Source organism: Desulfosporosinus nitroreducens (genome assembly GCF_023897015.1).
Taxonomy (GTDB): Bacteria; Bacillota; Desulfitobacteriia; order Desulfitobacteriales; family Desulfitobacteriaceae; genus Desulfosporosinus; species Desulfosporosinus nitroreducens.
Genome location: NZ_JAMHFY010000013.1, coordinates 1 through 20,526, shown reverse-complemented (window position 1 = coordinate 20,526; position 20,526 = coordinate 1). Strand labels below are relative to the sequence as shown.

The 20,526-nt window shown below is 40.5% G+C and carries 16 protein-coding genes; 5 read left to right on the top strand and 11 right to left on the bottom strand.

The features are described 5' to 3' along the window. Positions 1–76 precede the first annotated feature (76 nt). From M8E35_RS14745 to M8E35_RS14735, 3 genes are all read right to left on the bottom strand, one after another. Entirely contained in the window at positions 77–853 is a 777-nt protein-coding gene (locus M8E35_RS14745; protein ID WP_252469953.1) for an IclR family transcriptional regulator, read from the bottom strand. A gap of 308 nt (positions 854–1,161) precedes the next feature. After that, complete coding sequence (locus M8E35_RS26740) at positions 1,162–4,776, bottom strand: SbcC/MukB-like Walker B domain-containing protein (RefSeq protein WP_252469952.1); 3,615 nt, start codon at positions 4,774–4,776, stop codon at positions 1,162–1,164. Further along, on the bottom strand, positions 4,773–6,074 hold the full coding sequence (locus M8E35_RS14735; protein WP_252469951.1) for a metallophosphoesterase family protein: 1,302 nt from the start codon (positions 6,072–6,074) through the stop codon (positions 4,773–4,775). The genes M8E35_RS26740 and M8E35_RS14735 overlap by 4 nt, the downstream gene beginning before the upstream one ends. 265 nt (positions 6,075–6,339) lie before the next feature. On the opposite strand from M8E35_RS14735, the gene M8E35_RS14730 reads away from it, so the two are divergent. Then, complete coding sequence (locus M8E35_RS14730) at positions 6,340–6,759, top strand: VOC family protein (RefSeq protein ID WP_252469950.1); 420 nt, start codon at positions 6,340–6,342, stop codon at positions 6,757–6,759. Between the two features lie 122 nt (positions 6,760–6,881). Here the strand turns inward: M8E35_RS14730 and M8E35_RS14725 are convergent, their stop codons facing one another. Continuing rightward, positions 6,882–7,010 carry an ATP-binding protein gene (locus M8E35_RS14725; RefSeq protein ID WP_289710851.1) on the bottom strand — a complete coding sequence of 43 codons (129 nt, stop codon included), beginning with the start codon at positions 7,008–7,010 and terminating at the stop codon, positions 6,882–6,884. Positions 7,011–7,200: 190 nt separating this feature from the next. Between M8E35_RS14725 and M8E35_RS14720 the strand changes: the two genes are divergently transcribed. Further along, the gene (locus tag M8E35_RS14720; RefSeq protein WP_309446474.1) at positions 7,201–7,494 is read left to right on the top strand and encodes a response regulator; all 294 of its coding nucleotides are present in this window, start codon (positions 7,201–7,203) and stop codon (positions 7,492–7,494) included. A gap of 167 nt (positions 7,495–7,661) precedes the next feature. Further along, a complete protein-coding gene (locus M8E35_RS14715) occupies positions 7,662–8,327 on the top strand; it encodes a uracil-DNA glycosylase (RefSeq protein ID WP_073032418.1) in 666 nt (221 codons plus the stop codon). A 72-nt stretch (positions 8,328–8,399) separates the two neighbouring features. Here M8E35_RS14715 and M8E35_RS14710 read toward each other — a convergent pair whose 3' ends face one another. From M8E35_RS14710 to nrdR, 6 genes are all read right to left on the bottom strand, one after another. Then, positions 8,400–10,511 (bottom strand): efflux RND transporter permease subunit, encoded by a 2,112-nt coding sequence (locus M8E35_RS14710; RefSeq protein ID WP_252469949.1) that lies wholly within the window; start codon positions 10,509–10,511, stop codon positions 8,400–8,402. A gap of 219 nt (positions 10,512–10,730) precedes the next feature. Then, entirely contained in the window at positions 10,731–11,246 is a 516-nt protein-coding gene (locus tag M8E35_RS14705) for a hypothetical protein (RefSeq protein WP_252469948.1), read from the bottom strand. Positions 11,247–11,493: 247 nt separating this feature from the next. Next, on the bottom strand, positions 11,494–11,688 hold the full coding sequence (locus M8E35_RS14700; protein WP_252469947.1) for a hypothetical protein: 195 nt from the start codon (positions 11,686–11,688) through the stop codon (positions 11,494–11,496). A 444-nt stretch (positions 11,689–12,132) separates the two neighbouring features. Then, positions 12,133–13,608: an Lsa family ABC-F type ribosomal protection protein gene (locus tag M8E35_RS14695; protein ID WP_252469945.1), complete on the bottom strand. Its 1,476-nt coding sequence runs from the start codon at positions 13,606–13,608 to the stop codon at positions 12,133–12,135. A gap of 372 nt (positions 13,609–13,980) precedes the next feature. Then, on the bottom strand, positions 13,981–16,371 hold the full coding sequence (locus tag M8E35_RS14690; protein ID WP_252469943.1) for a vitamin B12-dependent ribonucleotide reductase: 2,391 nt from the start codon (positions 16,369–16,371) through the stop codon (positions 13,981–13,983). Positions 16,372–16,406: 35 nt separating this feature from the next. Further along, complete coding sequence (nrdR, locus tag M8E35_RS14685; RefSeq protein WP_073033572.1) at positions 16,407–16,883, bottom strand: transcriptional regulator NrdR; 477 nt, start codon at positions 16,881–16,883, stop codon at positions 16,407–16,409. 246 nt (positions 16,884–17,129) lie between these two features. Here nrdR and M8E35_RS14680 point away from each other — a divergent pair, with 246 nt between their 5' ends. Continuing rightward, entirely contained in the window at positions 17,130–17,267 is a 138-nt protein-coding gene (locus M8E35_RS14680; RefSeq protein ID WP_007778236.1) for a hypothetical protein, read from the top strand. Positions 17,268–17,413: 146 nt separating this feature from the next. Here the strand turns inward: M8E35_RS14680 and M8E35_RS14675 are convergent, their stop codons facing one another. Further along, positions 17,414–19,120, bottom strand: coding sequence for a long-chain-fatty-acid--CoA ligase (locus M8E35_RS14675; RefSeq protein WP_252469942.1), 1,707 nt, complete (start codon positions 19,118–19,120; stop codon positions 17,414–17,416). 426 nt (positions 19,121–19,546) lie between these two features. On the opposite strand from M8E35_RS14675, the gene M8E35_RS14670 reads away from it, so the two are divergent. Continuing rightward, entirely contained in the window at positions 19,547–20,068 is a 522-nt protein-coding gene (locus tag M8E35_RS14670; RefSeq protein ID WP_073033576.1) for a hypothetical protein, read from the top strand. Positions 20,069–20,526 lie beyond the last annotated feature (458 nt).

Below are 20,526 nucleotides of genomic sequence, written 5' to 3'. Positions count from 1 at the left end.
CTTTCCAAAAATTTTAGTTATTTGTGGATTTTGACGAAATTATGAATTGTGAAACATTTATTTAAGGCGGACTTGTCTATGACTTTTGAAAAAAGCTAAATCCCAGCTTAGCCGAAATTAGCTCTCCCGACGTTTTTAATTCCTCTCCAATCCACTTAATTCCTTTTTCAGTAATCCTGCTAGCAGGTCCTGAAACACTGATCGCCCCTATTGCTTGCCCAGAGTAATCGAAAATAGGTGTTCCTAAACATATGATTCCTACTTCATTTTCTTCCGTCTCTAGAGAAATCTTACTTAATTTAATTTCTCTTAAACCAGCTAACAAATCTTCAGGGTCTGTTATTGTGTTAGGAGTATATTTAGTCATGCCTTTAACTTCAAGGATATGTCTGACTTCCTCTTCTGGCAAGGTTGAGAGCAAAGCTTTTCCTACAGCAGTACAGTGCATTGGAGCCCTGCGTCCTACCTTAGAATGCATACTGACAACTTGAGAGCTCTCTGCTCTATCGATATAAACAATCTCTCCATCATCAGGAAGAACCAGGTGGACAACTTCATCCAAAACTTTTACTAAGTCACTTAACACAGGAGCAGCAACTTTACGAATTTCTAAGTCATTAAAGAAGCGAATTCCTAATTCGATAATTTTAATACCTAATTGATAACGCTCACTGTCCTTTTTTCTGTCGACATAGCCCCTGTGACATAAAGTTTGTAAAATCCTATGAACTGTGCTTTTATGCAAACTGATACGATTTCCAATTTCTGTGACACCCAATGGTTCTTCAGCATGAGCTAACACTTCTAGAACATCTAGAGATCGCTCAAGAGTCTGTACATATTTCTCGGCCACGAATAGTCCTCCATTCATTACCACAAATTATGAGCAAATTATTGATATCCAGTTTTAGTATATAAAACTATGTTTTATATTTGATAGTATGACCTTTTTATTCACTATAGTCAATACCCTAAATTTTCAAATTAATAAAATATCTATTTTTAAAAGAAAACTTGTTATCTCTCCATTAAATTACTATGCACAATTATCTAAATAGCTAACCACTCAGCACTCTTCCGTAGCAGGTTTCCTATATTCGATTGCTAACCGCCTCTAATCGCCAGCTTAAAAAGGGCGATTAGAGGCGGTTAAGCAATTTGCTACGCCATCTCTAACTTGACCTTGCTTCCAACCCCGCCAGCCTCAGCGGGAGTAATAACCAGCCTGCGCGAAAGGCGATTCTTTAATTCCGGGACGTGACTGATAATGCCAATAGTTAGATTTTGCAGGTGAAGTTTTTCGAGCGTGTTCATTACTGTCTCTAGCAAATTAGCATCAAGAGTTCCAAAACCTTCATCTAAAAAGAAAAACTCCAGCGGTGCTTCTCCGCGAAGCTGGATCTGGGTAGATAAAGCCAAGGCCAGCGCCAATGCTGTAAGGAAAGTTTCTCCGCCTGACAGACTGCTTACGGGTCGACGTACTCCACCGTTAGCATCGTCACGCATAATAAATCCGCCCTCAGCATCAACCTCCAAGGCATAACGTTGGTTTGTTAACTGTTTTAAACGTTCGGACGCATCTAGAGATACGTTTGCTAATTGTTCTTGCGCAATGAACTCAACAAAAGCATTCCCTTTGAAAACAGTCTGCAAGGTTTTGAGTAAATTCTGGCGGTGGCTTAAGGCTTTTCGTTCACATTCCAGGCGCATCCATTCCTCATGCGCCACTTTCAACTTCTCTATCCTTTGTTGATTAGCACCCCGTTGCTCAATCGCTTCTGTATAATCCTTTTTAAGCTCCTTTAACCGAATCGGCCAAGCGAGCCATTCCTCAGGACGAAGAATCCGTCCTTTAAGCGCCTCTTCCACATCTTCCCTTTTCTGCTTATTTACCAACACTTTTTGACGGAAGATCGAGATGTCTTTTTCCATATTCAGTCGCTCTTCGACCTCACATAACGCGCTTTGTGCCTCTGCCACGGTCAAGAATTGTGCGGTTTGAAGACCCAGGTCTAGCTTTCGCTGAACTATTTCAAACCCCTCTTGAGATAATTCCAGGGTTTTTTGGCTAACTGCCTGAGTCTGTTCTGATTGTTTCCATATCTCTTTGGCCTGTTCATAGGCCTTCTTAAATACTTCTTCACTCCCTGTTACAAGCAACAATTCCTGTTTAACCTGCTCAATCCGCTCATGGGATGGCTTTCCTTGGGTTAAAGCATCACATTTCATCTGTAACTCTGCCAGATCGCGGGCGGCTTCTGTGCCCATGGTCCTTAAATTCTGAAGTTCAAGCTCACAGTCCGTCTTTTCTCGCGTAAACCTTTCCTGGGCCTCATCGGCTTTCTGCAACTCCTCCTCAAGACCGGACAAGGTCTGATTTAAAGTACCCATCATCTCATCCCAGTTTGCGTATTGCTTTTGTAATGACAAAATTTCCGTTATTGCAATTTCGCCGCGCAAATTGTCCAAGGTTGCTTTTCGTTGCACTTGGTCTTCCAACAGTTGGTTTAGGCGATTGCGAACCTCTTTTCCTACTCCTTCTGACAAAGCAATTTGAGCACTCATTTGATGTTGTTTTTTCTCTACTTCGGCTAGCTTATGCTGGGCGTCCTCCAACTGACGGTTTAACTGTTCTTGATCCGCTTTCCATTGGTTCAAAATTCGGCGATCATTCGCCAACTTAGATTCTTGTTCAATTATTTGTGCCTTTAAATCATGAACTTCCTTATTGCGTTCTGCTTCAGCCAACACTCCTCGATAAGCAACAAGAGCACATTGCTTAGTTGCTAAAAGATCAGCTTGTTTTTGCTCCAGCTCTTCTTTAGACAACAACTGAGCTTTGGCTACGGCAAGAGCGGTCGTACCTTCCGCACTTTTCTCTTCCAAGCTTTGGAGCTCTCTTGAGGCCTGCTCCAGTTCAACTCTCGCTCTGTCCAACATCTCATCATCTAAACTGTGAGCAGGCTTGGGATGGTGAAGTGAACCACAAACCGGACATGTTTCTCCCTCCACCAGGTTTTCAACCAGTAACCCGGCAAGATTTTCCCGCTCTAGTTCCTTCACGTCAATCATTTTTCTTTCGGCAATTGCTGTTGCCTCCAAAACGGCCAGCGAAATCTCACCCTGTGCCTTCTGCCTGATTCCTACTTCAACTTCCGCTTTTTGGCGATCCCCTGTGATGATTTGCAATCGCCTTTGTTCTTCGATCCCTTCCATCTCAACCCGCTCAATATTAGCAATCTTATGCCGGTCACGTTCTATTCTTTGAGCCTGTTCAGTTAAGATTTCTTCACGAACTGGCGGGTTTTGGTTCATACTCATCAAAGTCGCTTTTAACTGCTCTGACATTTTCTGAGCAGTCTGGACCTCCCCCAGGGAAGTCTGCAACTCCGATCGCCGTTCTTCTATTTCAGACAAGTTTTTGACCATGTCTATTTGCAAGTCTTCCACTTGCTTGGAGACCATCTCATATCCTTCTAATGCTTGGGCCGATGCACTAACCTGCCTCCGCAGGGCAGGGTCTACAGTGATTTGAGCGATATTGCTTTTTACATCCTGTTGTTGCTTTTGCACATCTGTTTTTTTATCCATTGCAACTTTGATCGTTTGCTCTAAGTCCTTCCGAGTTCGGTCGAGCGCGCTGTATTGGAGACGTATTTCGCTTAAGCGTCCTTGGCGTGCCTGGATATCGACTTCTAAACCTTTCGCTTGCTCAAGCTGTTCTAACCTGCGCAGACAGCGAGGCTCCGTTTCTTGCCTTTTTTGATTTGCCTCAAACCACTTACCTTCAGCAGTTTCCTTTTCGTTCCTCGCCGCTGTAAGCCCCTTATCTGAACCCTCAGCGCGCTCTTTGGCTTGCTTGAATCGTTGCTCACTCGTGGCTATCTCTTCCAAAAGTGAACGGATCGATTCTGCACGTTCAGCCAGACTTAAACGCACCGCTAATTTATCCATCTTGAGTTGTTGAATTGAAAGCTCGGCGTCTTCATGTTGCAGTTGTTGTAACTGTTCTTGAAGACTCCAAATTTCCTTTGCTTCCTCAAACATAATTTCTAAGTTTTTCAAGTCTTTCGTAATTATATCAGACTTTACGGTTGAAGCCTTCAAATCCGCTTCTGCTTCTTTAACCCGCTCATCCGAAGCATCCCCCAAACCTTGTTGTCGTTGTTCTACCCCGTTTAAGTTGAATTTAGCACTGTCCAGCTGTTCCGAAAGACGAGCTGTAAGTTCCCGCCCGTAGGCTTCAAGGGAAAATAGTCTCTCCAGCATTAGTCTTCGATCTTTGGGTTTTATAGTGAGAAACTCAGCAAATTTGCCTTGGGGAAGAACTACAGCCCGTGTAAAATCTTCTACGTTTAGGCCTAACACATCTTCAATTCTCTTGGTCATCTCATCTGCCTTGGAAGCTAAAACAGTTTCAACCTCGCCGACTATTTCTATTAATCGACAGGTCGATGCCTTGACCGTCCGCTCCCCTGAGCGTCGATAAGCCCGTTCCGCACAGTAGGTTGTCCTTTGATCCCCTGCAGCTAATGAGAAACTATACTCCACCGTAAGCTGTGCTTCCGCATGGTTAAGAATTCCCTGAGTATTGTTGGTTGCCCGTTCCACTGTTCCATATAGGGCCAAGGTGATAGCATCTAGAATCGTAGATTTTCCGCTGCCGGTGGAACCGAAAATTCCAAAAACACCCGTTTCACACAGTTTCGAAAAATCTATTTCTTGTACCTCTCTAAAGCTGTTCAAGCCAGCTACTCTTAAGCGAATCGGCTTCACGCTGACTCAACCTCCTCGGCCCCTGTTATTTGTGATTGAGGGGTGAACACATCTGTAGATTGCGATGGAGATGTTGTGTTGTCTGGGTCAATTAGGGATAAAAACAAAGCAACTAATTCCTGCTCGGGCTCTGCTCCACCCGTTCGGTCTTGGTAAAACTTACTGAAGAGTTCATCAATGGGCAATTTAGAGCGAGCCTCCGCGACGATCTGCTCCGTTTCCGGGAAAACGGGTCGAATATTAATTAGGCGTTCCCTCTGCCTACGCAGATTATGGATATCCTGCGCTTGAAGCGCGCTTGTTACAAAGACTTCCAGGTCAATCCAGGCATTAAGATCCTTACCTTCATTAATCCACTGTTGCACCTGAGCTAAGCCTTCTTTAGCCTTCCATTTCACAAGAGGGTAACCAGCGCTTAGGAAAATTTCTCGGGTCGTTACCGCTTGACTGGGAAAGGCTTCAACAAGAATCACAGATTTGGCATACCCTGTCTCGGAAAAACTATAAGCTAGCGGCGAACCTGAGTAACGAGTCGGTACAGCTGCTCCTTTAACAGCCTGTGCACGATGCAAATGACCAAGGGCAACGTATTGCGCACCAGAGGGCATCGCATTCACCTCAACAGTTGGCGCACTTCCCAGTTGAATCGGACGCTCTGACTCGGATTCCATTCCTCCGCGTACAAAGAGATGACTCATGCCCAGGTTAACCGCATCTGGGCGAAAGTGCTGACTAAATGAAGAAAATAATTGCTGAACTCGCTTCGAGTATTCTTCACGGAGGATTTCTTCATCTAAGCTTTCGCTTAAAACCTCATTAAGCCGAGATTCAGAAGGATATGGCAGCATAGCAATGATGGCCGGATCTGAGCAACTAGGAATATGTAACTCCACCCACCCTTGACCCGCTGCAAACCTGGTAACCCGTCCTAAATTAGGCTGGTCCAAGAGACCAGGTGTCAATACCTCTTTAGGAAGGCCATATAATGTAATTCCATTACGCACGGCAAGAGGGCTTGCCGCACATAATCGCTCCGGGTTATCGTGATTTCCAGCTATCGCTACAATAGCCCTCCTTCCGCCTGCAGACAATCGATTCAATGCATCATAAAAAAGTTCTTCTGCAATGGCAGGAGGATTAACCGTATCAAAAACGTCACCGGCAATTAAGATAAGATCTACCGCTTCGTCTTCAGCTATCATGCAAAGTTCATTAATAAACGTCATCTGTTCCTCAATCCGGCTTCGCCCCTCGAGCGTACGCCCCAGATGCCAATCCGATGTATGTAAGATCCGCATGGGTCACTTGCCCCTTTCACTCAATATCTCTATATATTCTCATTATAGAGCATGTCTTAGACAAAAGGATGTGGTCGTTTTTGGATATTAATTTATTTATCGCTCTTTCATATAAACAAGTCCATGCTGTGAACTCTTTCAGCTAAAGTTGGATCAACAACATCTCAAAATAATTTTTAGTAGAATATACAGTTGAAGATAGAATGTCTAATTATACAAATATTGAACATAATACACTCCATAATAAATGAAAGAAGGCTTTACTATGAGTGATTGGTTAATACCATACCTTGTTTTTAATGGAAACTGTGAAGAAGCTGTCAACTTCTATCAAGCATCTTTGGGCGGAGAAAGTCAAATCCTGCATTTTAGCGATGCCCCGCCAAATCCAGCATTTCCAGTACCTGATCATTTGAAAAATCTCGTTCTGCATGCTGAATTAAGAAAAGATGGTCATGTCATACGTTTTTCAGACACCTTTCCTAATACCCCTTACAATGCCGGCAATAACATTTCTTTTTCACTCGAATTTGATACACAAGAAGCCACAAAAGCAATGTTTGAAGCATTATCTACAGATGGGCAAGTTGAAATGGAACTGCAGGAAACTTTCTTTAGCCCATTATACGGCAAGTTTACCGATAAATTCGGGATGATGTGGCAAGTATCGTGTAAGGCAAAATAATTCAAACAATTTATTTATAAAAAAATGGCCACGCGATAATTGAATTCCAGAAGCGCCGCTGAGAAACAAGAGCTTGACTCCCTGTTTCTCAGCGGCGCCGACTTTCGCCTTATGTGAATTAATTAGACTGCTCCACTTTGAGGCCTATTGCTTGCTTCAATTTCACCATCGTGATTGTTAATAATTGCCTTAACTATGGCAAGGCCTAAACCTGTTCCTCTTTCTTTGGTCGTGAAAAACGGTGTAAACAATTGATTATGACACCAGGGCTAACTCATTAATGGTTTTTTTGTGAAAGTTCAAGGATCTCCCTCCACTCAAATTAATACATTTCGACATGTTTTTGCCAAAATCCTTTTATGTCTGTCATTTGCACAAAAAACAAGTATTGCGGTTGAGAGGATTGGCCATAATTTACACAATTGATGATAATCCTTTAATATCAATTGTAATAAAACTTGCCTTGACAGACGAAGGACAACAGTTGTCACGTTTAATGATAGTCTGAATGCGTATGAAAGCTTAGAAAAGGGATTAAAACCCGATGTAATATTGGTAGATCTTAAAATGCCTGGAATGAACGGAAAAGAACTAGTTGAGAAGATGAGAGCAAATCCTGAATTAGATTTTATTCCAGTCACATTTATTACGGGTTCAATCCCCTCAGCGGAAATATTGCCGTCTAAAGATTTTTACCATGGATTGATACTTAAACTTTCGAATTACAAGATCTAATCGACACGGTAGAGGGATTGATTGCATAATTCTCTTTTAATGTATAACAAAGTGGTAGCGCTATCGTCGTTGCCACTTTTGTGTTATAAAGAAAGAGAAAAGTGAAGCCGTTTGATGATGGTCAACACGAAATATTTAGGGAAACACAAAGGAAGGAGTATTTCACCATGGCAGTTCAAGCTGATTGGAAAAGACTACTTGTTGATGAAATGAAAAAGGACTATTATATTCAATTATTAGATTGGGTGAAAAACCAATACCGAAAGAAACAGATCTTTCCTAAAAAGGAAGATGTGTTTAACGCTTTAGTATTTACCTCATACGAAAATACCAAGACTGTCATTTTAGGGCAAGACCCCTATCCCAACGTCGGTCAAGGAATGGGGCTTAGTTTTTCTGTGAATATTGGAGTTCCCTTTCCAAAATCGCTCCAGAATATATTCAAGGAACTGCAATCCGACTTAGGTTGTCAGACACCTAAACATGGTTCTCTTAGAAAATGGGCCGAACAAGGAGTATTACTTCTCAATACGTCACTCACCGTAGAAGCAGGTAAGCCCAATTCTCATCAAAACAAGGGTTGGGAGATCTTTACTGATAAGATTATTTCTTTAGTTAATGAGAAAACCGATCCTGTAGTCTTTATTTTATGGGGTAATAACGCTCGTTCTAAGAAAAACCTCATTACAAACCCCCATCACTTGATTATCGAATCCGCTCATCCAAGCCCCTTATCTGCCAGCAGAGGATTCTTTGGCAGCAAACCCTTTTCTAAAGCAAACAATTTCTTAATTTCTAACAATAGATCACCGATCGACTGGCAGATAGATTAGTTCAGAAAAACTTAAATTTTATAGATCTCCTACTGTAGATTCTACAATGGGAGTTCTATATCTTTCGTGTTACTAATTTTGGTTCAACGATAAATCTCTATTTTCGTATGGTAAATTAGGGGATACAGTTTTTTTCGTATTCCTGCGGAACTTCTTCTTCATATCATCCAATAGAGAATAGATAACTGGAACAATAAAGAGTGTTAATATCGTGGAAGTGATCAAGCCACCAATCACTGCATGCCCCATTGGTGCCCGCATTTCTGCCCCTGCTCCTGTTCCGGTAGCAACAGGAATCATACCGAAGATCATGGCCAGAGTCGTCATCAGGATAGGCCTTAACCGGACGGCACCTGCTTCAATCAAAGCCTCTTTTACACCAAGTCCATCATTCCTCTTCTGCTTTGTAAAGTCTAGCAGAATACCATTCTTAGCTACCAATCCCATCAGAAGAATGATGCCGATCAAAAAGCTTTCAAACTGCATAGCCATAACCAAGAACATGAACATTATACCCATCAGGAGCGCGGTTACAAGACTACCGAACCCTTCCTGCATAGTCTCGTTCATTCCCCCTACTTTTACGATAACCCCCTGTGGAATATCCAACTCATTCGTCAGTTTGTTCGTATACATGTTTAGAAAGTCCCCAGTGGCTATTCCTTCGACATTTGTGGAAAGCTCAATCTGTAACAACCTATCATATCTATGAATTGTGGAAAACGAAGTGGAAAGAACTTTCTTAGTAACATTGGACAACGGTATCTGTCGATCATCTGAACCACTTACATAAATACCATCCAGATTATCCAAGCTCTTACGTTGATCGTCTTTCAACGATACCCTCACATTATACCTATCACCCGCCCACTCAAATTTACCAGCATCTATTCCGTCAAAAAGCGCCTGTATAGTCGCAGCCGCAAGTGCTGTATTAACACCCAGATCGGAAACCTTATCTCTGTCAACCTCTAATTTTGTTTCTGTTTTGCCAGTTTTGAGATCTAGCGCTACATCTTTGGCATGAGGATCTTGACTCAGTATCTTTTTCGCTTTCAGCGCGAAAGCCTGCATTGCCTCCGTGTCGTTTCCCAGGATAACAAAAGAGACATCTTTACCCTCGTTGGGTCCTAAGGAACTTGCTTTAACAGCCAGTTCAACTCCTGAGATTCCTTTTAAGTCCTCCCTGATTTCTGAGGCAATCTGTTTCGATGACTTTTCTCGCTCTTGTTTCTCAGTTAGTTTTACATAAATTGAAATTTTTTCAGGACTGACCGTAGTATAAACATGAGTGACTTCAGGATATTCCTCAATCCTTTTTTCAAGTTCTTTGGCTTTTTCCCCTCCAGCCTGCAATGTCAAACCAGAGTCTGTACTCACACTTATATTTATCCCCCCTGCATCAGTGGATGGGATAAAACTGAAACCTAGCAAAGGAATCAACCGCATGCTGGCAGCAAAAATTACAATAGTAAAGATTAGGGTTATAAAACGGTGACCAAGAACAACCTTTAGTAATTTAGAATATTTAGTTCCCAGCAAATCAAATTTCTCATTAAACCAGTCTAAAAAATGACCCACAAAGGTTCTTTTCATCTTTCTCTCAGACTTTAATAATTTGGAAGACATCATAGGCACTAATGTGAAGGATATAAAGAGTGAAACCAGCATGCTAAAGGCTACGGTGAGTCCAAATTCAATAAAATATTTTCCGATAATCCCCGTAACCATGGCGATAGGCACAAAAACCGCAACCACTGCGAAGGTTGTTGCCATAACCGCTAACCCAATCTCAGATGTAGCCTCCCGGGCTGCCTGCATGGGCGGTTTCCCCATATGTAAGTGCCGGACAATATTCTCGATTACCACGATGGCATCGTCAATCAATAAACCGACCGACAGAGACAGGGCCATCAGTGACATGGTGTTAAGAGAAAAATCCATGACCTTCATGGCAATGAAGGTTGTTACAATAGATGTTGGTAAGGAAATTCCACTGATCAAGGTAGTTTCCCATTCCCTTAAAAAAAGGAACACAATAATGACCGCCAGAATACACCCTTCAAGGATCGTTTTAACTACTTCGTTGACTGAATCACGTATAGACACGGAATTATCCGCTACGACATCAATCGTTATTCCTTGGAATCGACGAATTCTACAGCAGTTTCTTAGATCTCTCATCCTCTTGGGCGTATTCTCAACCACTCTAGGGAAAGGCACTGATTTCTCAGTGCCTTAATACGATCATCTGTGCTATTATCTAAACTTTTCTTCGGTTTTATATTTTATAGAGAACCTAAATTAATAATCTTTTTTATAGTTCTAAAGGAAACTTTTATTATATTCTACTGAGATTGTCATAGTCCTTAGTTTTATTTATCCACTTAGAATATTTACCCATTAAAAAGTTTTCCCTAAGCCTTTTAATGAGTCATATATTCTTATATCATCTCGAGGATCTTTTTGTTCATTCCCATATTTTATTGTATAGGTATCTTTATCATTACCCTTAAACCACATAGAATATATAGTTGGAATTTCAGGCATATATAATGAAGAAATCGGGTTCCAAAAACTTCCTAGATATATTCTTTCACTATCCGCGACTACAACAAAAGGCTTACCACTTATCGGCACTTTCCCTTCTAATTTTTCTTCCAAATTGAAACCTTCCTTCAATGTAAAAACATGTTCTTTCCAATTATATATACTAATTTCCTCATCGGTAAGCACCGGTATATCTTCTAATGCTAGATCATCGAGATTTTTACTCATAGCTTCAGTTGCAGTTAAATCTTTAACTAAATATATTGAGAAATCATTAACAACGCTAACCTTATTATCCTTATTACACCCAAAAATTAAGAGTATCGTAACAAAGAGTGTTATAAATAGCCTTACTTTAGATGGTGTCAAAAAACATTTCCTCCTAAATTAAACTTCATGAGAACAATACTTAGGCTAATCCCATCAAAAATCCACGAATCGTATAATGGGTTAAATGTTGTCCTCCCCGATATAGAGTATAAAAGAGGTTCAAACGGTTACATATGTTTAAAAAAGATAAAGAATAGTAAGGAGAAGTTAAGACAAAAAAACCTGGCCATCATGACCAGGTGGATGAGTCTGACTTGAAGATCATGCCCAATGCGAGTTTTTGGCTCTACTTGCATGCTAAACCTCTTTGATTTAGCAATTCCTGCATTTTACACTCGCCTAGTTCGTGGTGGACAAGAAACATATCACGATCCTCACAAATCTTGGGAATATGAGACATTGCATTAATTATAATCACCTGAGCCTCGAGGGCTTCTTCTTGAGTGTCACATGCAACATAATTACTATATACCTTAATCATTTTCGAACTCCTTCGCGCCTCGATCCCCTTTGTGATCCGCACGCAATCCCATGATCTATATGAGTATACCATACACACATCAGCAAGAGGTGAAATTCTTATTTCAATATTCAATTTTGTTTTTTCTAATCAGCATTTCCTATGCCTTTGTTATATAATTACCCTCTCTTTATGGAATCATATCATAAAGAGAGGGTAAATCGTTTTCTGCAACCCCATGGGACTGTGCAGACTCAAGTATCTATTGATCTTATATATTCATTTCACAGGGTATGAGAACGACTCAATTCAGACCGGAACGTTTACTAGTTAATTGATACAAAATACCACCCATTTACCGGATGAGGTTTGCAACGTGATATACCAAGTAATCGAGAAACTAATAACATAGGAGCCGAAAAGAGAAATATTCCGACTGATTAATAATAAAGCTATCTTCTGTCATCAGATATTTACAAACTTTGTCGCGATATTTTCGCTGAATATCCTATCATGCTCTACAAACAAAATAGTCGGTTGATATTTGAGCAATAACTCTTCGATTTGTATACGGGAAATCACGTCAATATAGTTAAGTGGTTCATCCCAAATATATAGATGCGCTTGTTCGCATAAACTACTGGCAATCAGCACTTTTTTCTTTTGGCCACCGCTATAAGTTGACATATCCTTTTCAAATTGAACTCTGGAAAAACCAAGCTTTCTTAAAATAGATTTAAAAAGGCTTTCATCAATCTTGTTGTTTGCAGCAAAGTCAGTTAAATCGCCCTGAAGATGCGATGTGTCCTGTGAAACATAGGATATTTTAAGCTGACTCCCTTTTCTAAAAGTGCCTGTATAGGCTATATTCTCACCACAAATAAGTTTAATGATACTTGATTTCCCTGAGCCGTTTTTACCCACAAGCGCAATTCGGTCACCTTGCTCAATAGTAAAGCCTACTTTACAAATTGTCTTTTCATCGTAAAAAATTGAAACATTCTCAAGTTCGACAAGTTGGTTTTTATGATAAGCAAGCTGAGAAATCTTCAGGCTGTCGGAGTCTTCGATATTTTTGAGAAGTTTAGACTTTTCATCAATAGCAGATTGTTGTCTGTTTTCAATTGACTTAGAGCGTTTCATCATTTTTGCAGCCTTATGACCGACATAACCTTTATCCAGCTTGGAACCCGAATTTTTTGTTCCTTTTTTTGTCTTTTCCACTTCGTTCGACCAGTTACTCGTTCGTTTGGCGGAATCTGACAAGCGATTAATATCTTTCCTAAGCTTCTCGTTTTCTTCAAACTCAAAGCTATCCTGCCTTTTTTTATTTTCCCACCAACAAGAAAAATTGCCTTTTTGGATTTCTATATTGGTCTTATTGATTGAAAGAATATGGTCAACGCAGTTATCAAGAAATGCTCTGTCGTGTGATACCAGAATAAAGCCACTTTTGGTATTGAGATAATCACTTACTAGTTTTCTTGCAGTCATATCAAGGTGATTGGTTGGCTCATCAATCAACAGAAAACTATTCTCCTTAAGAAACAACGCCGCAAGCAATACTTTCGTTTGTTCTCCGAAGGATAATGAATCAAAAGGACGATACAAAACATCCTCAGAAACTTCTAGTAATGAAAGTTCACGCATCAATTTCCAGTGGGTATAATCCGGAAAAATATCGCTGATTAGATCAAGGGTATTCCTTTCCTTGTTTACTATATTGAAAGGAAAATATTCAAAACTAACATTTGCAGAAATGTTACCGCTGTATTCATATTTACCAAGCAACAAGTTAAGAAATGTTGTCTTACCTCTACCATTTCTCCCCGTAAATCCTAATTTCCAATTGGTATCTATTTGGAAATTAACGTTTTCAAAAATGTTATCATAACTGCCATCATAGGCAAAGGTCAGATTTGTAACATTTATTAGAGACATAATTTTTCCTCCTGTGCAAAAAATTAATGAGCTGCAAGAAAGTTAAATTCTTGCAGCTCGCAAATACACAGCAAAGCCAGACCCATTTAGAGTATGGTAAGGATGTATTATCTGAGTGAAAAGAAATAGTAACTTTCTTGCATTAAGCACAACAAAACAAGCGGTTTCTGCCACTGGTTCCGTATATCATTATGCTTATATTTTTAGCAAGAAAAATTACGCATCTTTCCATCTCCAATCTCTAATTGATATTTTTGATTATACAATATAACCAAGAAAATTTCAAATCGCTCGGATCCTTACGATCCGAGCGATCATTGATATTATATTTAATCCTAGTAAAACAAAGACTTTAAATCCTGAACATTAATCTTATCCACACTTTGAATAGCCGCAGTGAGTGCAGACAACACAACCACTTTCATGATTGATCGACATTCCACACTCTGGGCAGGCATTTCCTGGGGCAACATTCACACGGGCTTTTTTTGTAGTGCCCTTTTCTGCCGCAACATTTCCTTGTCCTGCTACAACATCAGCCTTTTCGGTCGCTAGCACTTGTTCTTGCACGCCCGTTTGAGACTTAGTGAAATTAATTCCGACGTCATTATACTTTCTAATTACTCTAGCAATAGCATCCGGGCAGGATGTGACATTAACTCCTTCTCGCCGCATACAAGCCGGACAACGAATTCCCTTGATCTGTTCTGTAATTGCATCTACTGACAGGCCGGAACGCAGAGTTATAGAAATCAGACGGGCAGTAGCCTCAGATTGGGATGAGCATCCTCCGGCACGACCAGTATTCGTAAACACTTCACAAATTCCTTTTTCGTCTGCATTAACACTTACATATAGGTTTCCACACCCAATTTTAATTTTCTCCGTAACCCCTATAGTTGTAGTCGGTCGTGGTCGAGGAACGACTGTGTTCACCTCGGGGACAAACGGTACTTTAGGAGCAGAGATCGGTGCCTTAGTCCCAGCAACCTTTTCATCTTGGGATTGTACTGTTGCGGTACCCGTGGAAAGCACCTGCTCTTCCCGACTGCCATCGCGATAAACTGTCAGGCCTTTACAGTTAAGTTCATCTGCAAGTCGATAGGCCTCCGCAATTTCTTCCCGTGTCGCAGAGTTAGCAAAGTTAATCGTTTTAGATACTGCGTTATCAGTATATTTCTGGAATGCTGCTTGAATTCGAATATGCCATTCAGGAGCAATCTCTTGGGCCGTAGTAAAGACTTCCTGTACCCAATTTGGAACTTCTGCCAAACCTAAGACGGTTCCCAGGTTTGCGATTTTCTCCATAAGGTCTTGGGAATAGAAACCAAACTCTTTAGCAAACGATTCAAAGAGCGGATTTACTTCCACCAAAGCTGTCCCATCCATTACAGTTTTAGTATAGGCAACTGCAAATAAAGGTTCTACCCCACTCGAAGCGGCACAAATCATGGAAATGGTTCCAGTAGGAGCTATAGTCGTTAGTGTTGCATTTCTCAGCTTCATAACCCCATCATAAATAGAACCCTCATAATTTGGGAAAGTTCCGCGCTCTTCAGCCAATCTCTGAGACTCAATACGGGCCTCGGTTTGGATAAATTTCATAACCTTTTCTGCATATTCAACTGCTTCTTCAGTAGAATATGAGGTCTGGAGTAGAATAAGCATATCTGCAAATCCCATGACACCTAAACCAATTTTACGATTTCCTTTAACCATCTTATCGATAATTGGCAGAGGGTATTGATTAGCGTCTATTACGTTATCAAGAAAGCGAACCGACAATCGTGTTACCTGACTTAAACGCTCCCAGTTGATCACCATTTTTCCTTCTTTTTCGATGACCATCAGTTTAAGATTGATTGACCCTAAGTTACAAGCCTCATTTGGAAGCAATGGTTGCTCACCGCATGGATTCGTAGCTTCAATCTTCCCTAACAGCGGGGTTGGATTTCCTTGATTTAAACGATCGAGGAAAACAATTCCAGGTTCACCGTTTTTCCAGGCATGGTCTACAATTATATTAAAGATCTCTGGCGCGGACAATTGTCCGACAGCACTACCCGTATGGGGGTCTATGAGATCATAAGGTCGTTCTTCTCGAACGGCTAGCATAAATTCCTCGGTAATTCCCACAGAAATATTAAAGTTTGTAATTTCCTTATTATCCTCTTTACACTGAATGAAATCTATAATATCTGGATGATCGACACGAAGAATTCCCATATTGGCTCCCCGACGGGTACCACCTTGTTTAACTGCTTCTGTGGCAGAATTAAATACTTTCATGAAAGAAATTGGACCGGAGGCTACTCCACCGGTTGAACGGACCATACTATTTTTGGGGCGTAAACGAGAAAAGCTGAAACCAGTCCCTCCACCAGACTTATGAATAATGGCTGCATTTTTTATTGCATCAAAAATTTCTTCCATGCTGTCCTCAATTGGCAACACAAAGCAAGCGCTGAGTTGTCCGAGGTCACGACCTGCATTCATTAACGTAGGTGAGTTTGGCATGAACTCGAGGTTGGCCATCATGTTATAAAAATCTTTGATCAGAGCTTGAATTTCCTTTTTACCCTTACCGTAATTTTCCTCCTCAATTTGGGCAACCACACTAGCTACTCGATAAATCATATCTTCAGCGGTTTCTATTACTTGTCCATCTTCTTGTTTTAAATACCGTTTTGCTAATACAACCCGTGCATTAGGCGTTAAATTAGCCTTCGGCCATGTCTTTGGTGCTTGTCCTTCGAAACTCAACTCAATACCCCCAACTTTCCTTATCACTACTCAGACTAATTTCTCTTTTTGATAGATCCTCTTTTTTCAATAAGTTCATGCAGCTCTTCCATAAATCGTTGTATGTCTTGAAACTGTCTATAGACAGAAGCGAAACGTATGTAGGCAACTTCGTCCATATTAAATAACTGTTCCAAAACTGCTTCTCCAACTTCGGAGCTTGACACCTCTCGCTCATTACGATTACGCAATTTTTTTTCTATTGCGTAGGCTGCTTCCTCGATTTCATCGATCGAAATCGATCGCTTTTCGCAAGCTCTGAGCATGCCGGCCATCATTTTAGATCGAGAAAATCCTTCTCGTCGACCTTCTTTTTTTACAACGACTAATGGTGAGTCTTCGAACTTTTCAAAGGTGGTAAATCGACGCAAACAACGTTCACATTCCCTGCGTCTACGGACCGCTGTTCCTTCTTCAACCTGACGCGAATCATGAACTTTCGTGTCCTCATTTCCGCAGAATGGACAGTGCACAACCTCAACCCCCAACATATAGTACGATTTTAATTTAATCACACTATATGTTGTGTGTCAACAGGTCTTAAGTCTTATTTATGATTGAATCTATTAACTTTATATTTTTGATTTTTTCTTCCTTTAATTTTTAAATAGGAGTATTAATTTAATTAATGTGAAAAGTAGTATTCCATAATTAAAAGGGGCAAAATAATTTCGTTATCTAAATTAGTTTGATTATATATGAAGGAGTTGAGGTAATTCGTGATAAAGAAATTCCCAGAAAGAAACGCTAATCCTAATACCAAGCCTATTCCATCTCGTCCTGAAGATCAACCGAGCATGGATTCCAGAGACGGGCATGGACTTTCAAAAGAGGAAGCATTGCGATCTAAGAAGTAACTCAAAGATAATAACTTAGCTTTGTCCTGTCCTTCGTTCAATTCATATAACTACCGCAACAAAAACAGGAGTCATCTTATAAAAAAGATGACTCCTGTTTTTTAATGCCTTGGAAATCGTACAAAGAATTCTAATATAGTTTTAAGTTACATACTCACTGCAATTTCTTGGTTAGCAACCACCTGAGCCTCCGCAGCTCTTTCTTTTTGTAATATTTTTTCTCGCTCTTCGTCAACTAAATAACGTCGCAGAACCTTGCCGACAGCCGTTTTCGGCAAACTCTCACGAAATTCTACCTTCTTAGGTATTTTAAATCCAGCTAGTTTTCCTTGACAGTATTTCAAGATTTCTTCTTCCGTTTCACTCGATCCCTCTTTAACAACAATATATGCCTTAACGATTTCTCCCCAATACGGATTGGGAATTCCAGCACACACTGCTTCTCTTACGGCTGGGTGGGTATATAAAACTTCTTCTACGTCGCGGGGATAGACATTATAACCACCCGTTATAATCATATCCTTCTTTCGATCGACAATATAGAAAAAACCGTCTTCATCTTTGTAAGCAATATCTCCGGTATAAAGCCAACCATCCCTTAAGACATCCTTTGTTTCCTCAGGTCTTTGCCAGTATCCTAACATGACTTGATTTCCTTTAACAACCAATTCACCGATTTCCCCAGGTGGAAGCTCCCTCAGACCTGTCTCTAGGTCCATAATTTTAGAATTCGTATTAGGTGCTGGAACACCAATTGAGCCGACTCGGGCATTGAATATCGGATTTAAATGAGTAGCAGGCGATGCCTCAGATAAACCATACGCCTCGACTAATCTTCCACCAGTTAATTCACCAAAACGAATTGCTACTTCCTTTGGAAGCGGGGCAGATCCGCTTAGACAGCACCGAATAGAGGAGACCTTATATTCCTTGATCCTCGGATGATTAATTACTGCAACGTACATGGTCGGCGCACCAGGAAAAAGCGTCGGTTCATAGTCGTTGATGTGTTGGAGCACAGCATCGATATCAAATCTAGGCAAAATTATCATTGCCCCTCCAGAAAGTATTGCTAAGTTCATACAAGCAGTCAAAGCGTATATGTGAAACAAGGGCAATACGGTTAATACTCTTTCCTTTCCCTCTTGACCCCCAATCCATTCCCATGCTTGGAGTGCATTGGCTACAAGGTTATGATGAGTTAACATAACGCCTTTAGCAGTTCCGGTCGTCCCACCGGTATACTGTAATACTGCAATATCATCCGCCTGAGATACCCATTCAGGGGGGACTAATTTATCTAAGCTTAGATCTAAGAGTTGTTCCTCGAGGTCTACATACACTGAGTTATCCGCTAATCCTAAACCAGCTAAGCCAGAAAATCCACTTAAGTAGTCTAAGACAATCAATTCTAGTCCAACATCTGCTTTGATTGCTGCAATACGAGGCAAAAGCTGCGGAATAGAAATTATCCCTGTTGCCCCCGAATCTTGTAATAAAGCTTTTAGTTCGCTTTCCACATATAGTGGGTTGGTCTGCACGACAACTGCCCCTATTCTTTGAATTGCAAAGAATGAGATCACCCAGGTAACGCTATTAGGCATAAATATGGAAATTCGATCTCCCTTTTTTATCCCTCTTAGCACAAGCATCTTAGCCATCCGCTCAATGAGAACATCCATCTCGCTGTACGTAAGTTTCTTTCCCCCGAAGATTAATGCCAGGTTATCCGGGAATTTTAACTTTGTTTGTTTCAACATACCCATTAAAGTCAATTCAGGAATTTCTACCTGTCTCCGAACATTCGGCTCATAAAAGCGAAACCAAGGTCTTTCTAAGGTAGCTTCTTCCATGCCTCTATTCCTCCTCTAACTTGAATGTGTACTCATTCATTTATGTTCGTAATTTTCTATATATTATTACTATTCAGATAATAATATATAGTGACTAATTTTGTCAAATGCATTATTTAACTATAATTTCTCTGCTGCTAAGTGTCTTAAACCTCTGAATCGCCACAAATCCTATTCTGTAGTTATTAAGGAAAGTAATTAACCCTTACACAACTCCTTAATTAATGGTATATTTACTATGTAAATGACCCTAAAGTCCTCTTTGAAGTACTCGGCGGAATGTTCGATATTCTTTTTCTGTAGAGGCAGGGATGGACTTTTTACCGTAATTTTTTTAAGGGTGTCAGAAAAACTATGGTCAATAAATAATCCTATTCCTTATGCTTGGCATAAAATTATTTATTTAAAATTAAGGAGTCGAAATTAATGAAGTTTCTTACAGGTGTTTTATTAGCGATAACAATTCTAGTGAGCGGATGCTCTAACAATAATGGATCTATTGCGACAGTTAATGAACCTCAAGTCCAAGTACCTACAATAAACATAGTTTCAAAAGTAACTCATTTATCAAAAAATGAGTTCGAGAGAGTTGGGACTCAACGCATTCAAGATCCTAAAGTCGATGATTTTCGAAATCTCATACTTAAAATAGAGATCGCCAACGGTAAAAATGTTACAAGAAAGGAATTAGTCGTTCCCAGTACTATTGAGTTTAGACAAATTTTAACCTCAGATCGTTTATGGTTCGGAAATGAAGCCTATCAAAATAATGAAAACCAAGAGTTGTCGTTTGCCGAACGAAATTATGTTTTATATTACAGGGAGTTAACTGATGACAAATTGAAAGAATTACTTAGTCCTATTGAATTTCACATAAGTTGGGTTAATATCAATGGAGATAAAACCTCCATGGATTATAAGTTAGTGGATTACCTTGTTTTTGAATAATCAAAAACCAGCCGAATAATACAAGCGAAAAAACTATCTCATTAGAGATAGTCTTTTCGCTTGTTTGCCTGGCGATACGAAAGGCACGAAAGCCTCCAGTGGAGGGTCTCGCCGAAGCCGCGATCCCCAAAGAATAATTATCGGCGTAGGATGAGTATCGCCGAGCCACCCACCCAAAGGAAGACTTCGTGGTGAAGGAAAGCTTTTCGCCATACTGCAACTTGTAACGCAGACCTCCTGCAGTGTGGATCCCAAAGGAGGGAACCCCGGTACTTTCGTTCCTTACATTACAGTATTAAAAACACAGAAAAACTACCTCGTTAAAGGTAGTTTTTCGCTTGTTTACCTGGCGATGACCTACTTTCCCAGGAGCTATGCTCCGTATCCTTGGCCCTGGAACGAAAGGCGGATGAGCCTTTCGCCACACTGCGACTTGTAACGCTCTCTCCTGCAGTGTG

Bases quoted from the DNA above. Each gene is read 5' to 3' on its own strand.
- M8E35_RS14675 (WP_252469942.1), bottom strand. From the start codon at position 19,120: ATGGAAGAAGCTACCTTAGAAAGACCTTGGTTTCGCTTTTATGAGCCG.
- M8E35_RS14695 (WP_252469945.1), bottom strand. From the start codon at position 13,608: ATGTCTCTAATAAATGTTACAAATCTGACCTTTGCCTATGATGGCAGT.
- M8E35_RS14670 (WP_073033576.1), top strand. From the start codon at position 19,547: ATGAAGTTTCTTACAGGTGTTTTATTAGCGATAACAATTCTAGTGAGC.
- M8E35_RS14730 (WP_252469950.1), top strand. From the start codon at position 6,340: ATGAGTGATTGGTTAATACCATACCTTGTTTTTAATGGAAACTGTGAA.
- M8E35_RS14735 (WP_252469951.1), bottom strand. From the start codon at position 6,074: ATGCGGATCTTACATACATCGGATTGGCATCTGGGGCGTACGCTCGAG.
- M8E35_RS14700 (WP_252469947.1), bottom strand. From the start codon at position 11,688: ATGATTAAGGTATATAGTAATTATGTTGCATGTGACACTCAAGAAGAA.
- M8E35_RS14715 (WP_073032418.1), top strand. From the start codon at position 7,662: ATGGCAGTTCAAGCTGATTGGAAAAGACTACTTGTTGATGAAATGAAA.
- M8E35_RS14710 (WP_252469949.1), bottom strand. From the start codon at position 10,511: ATGAGAGATCTAAGAAACTGCTGTAGAATTCGTCGATTCCAAGGAATA.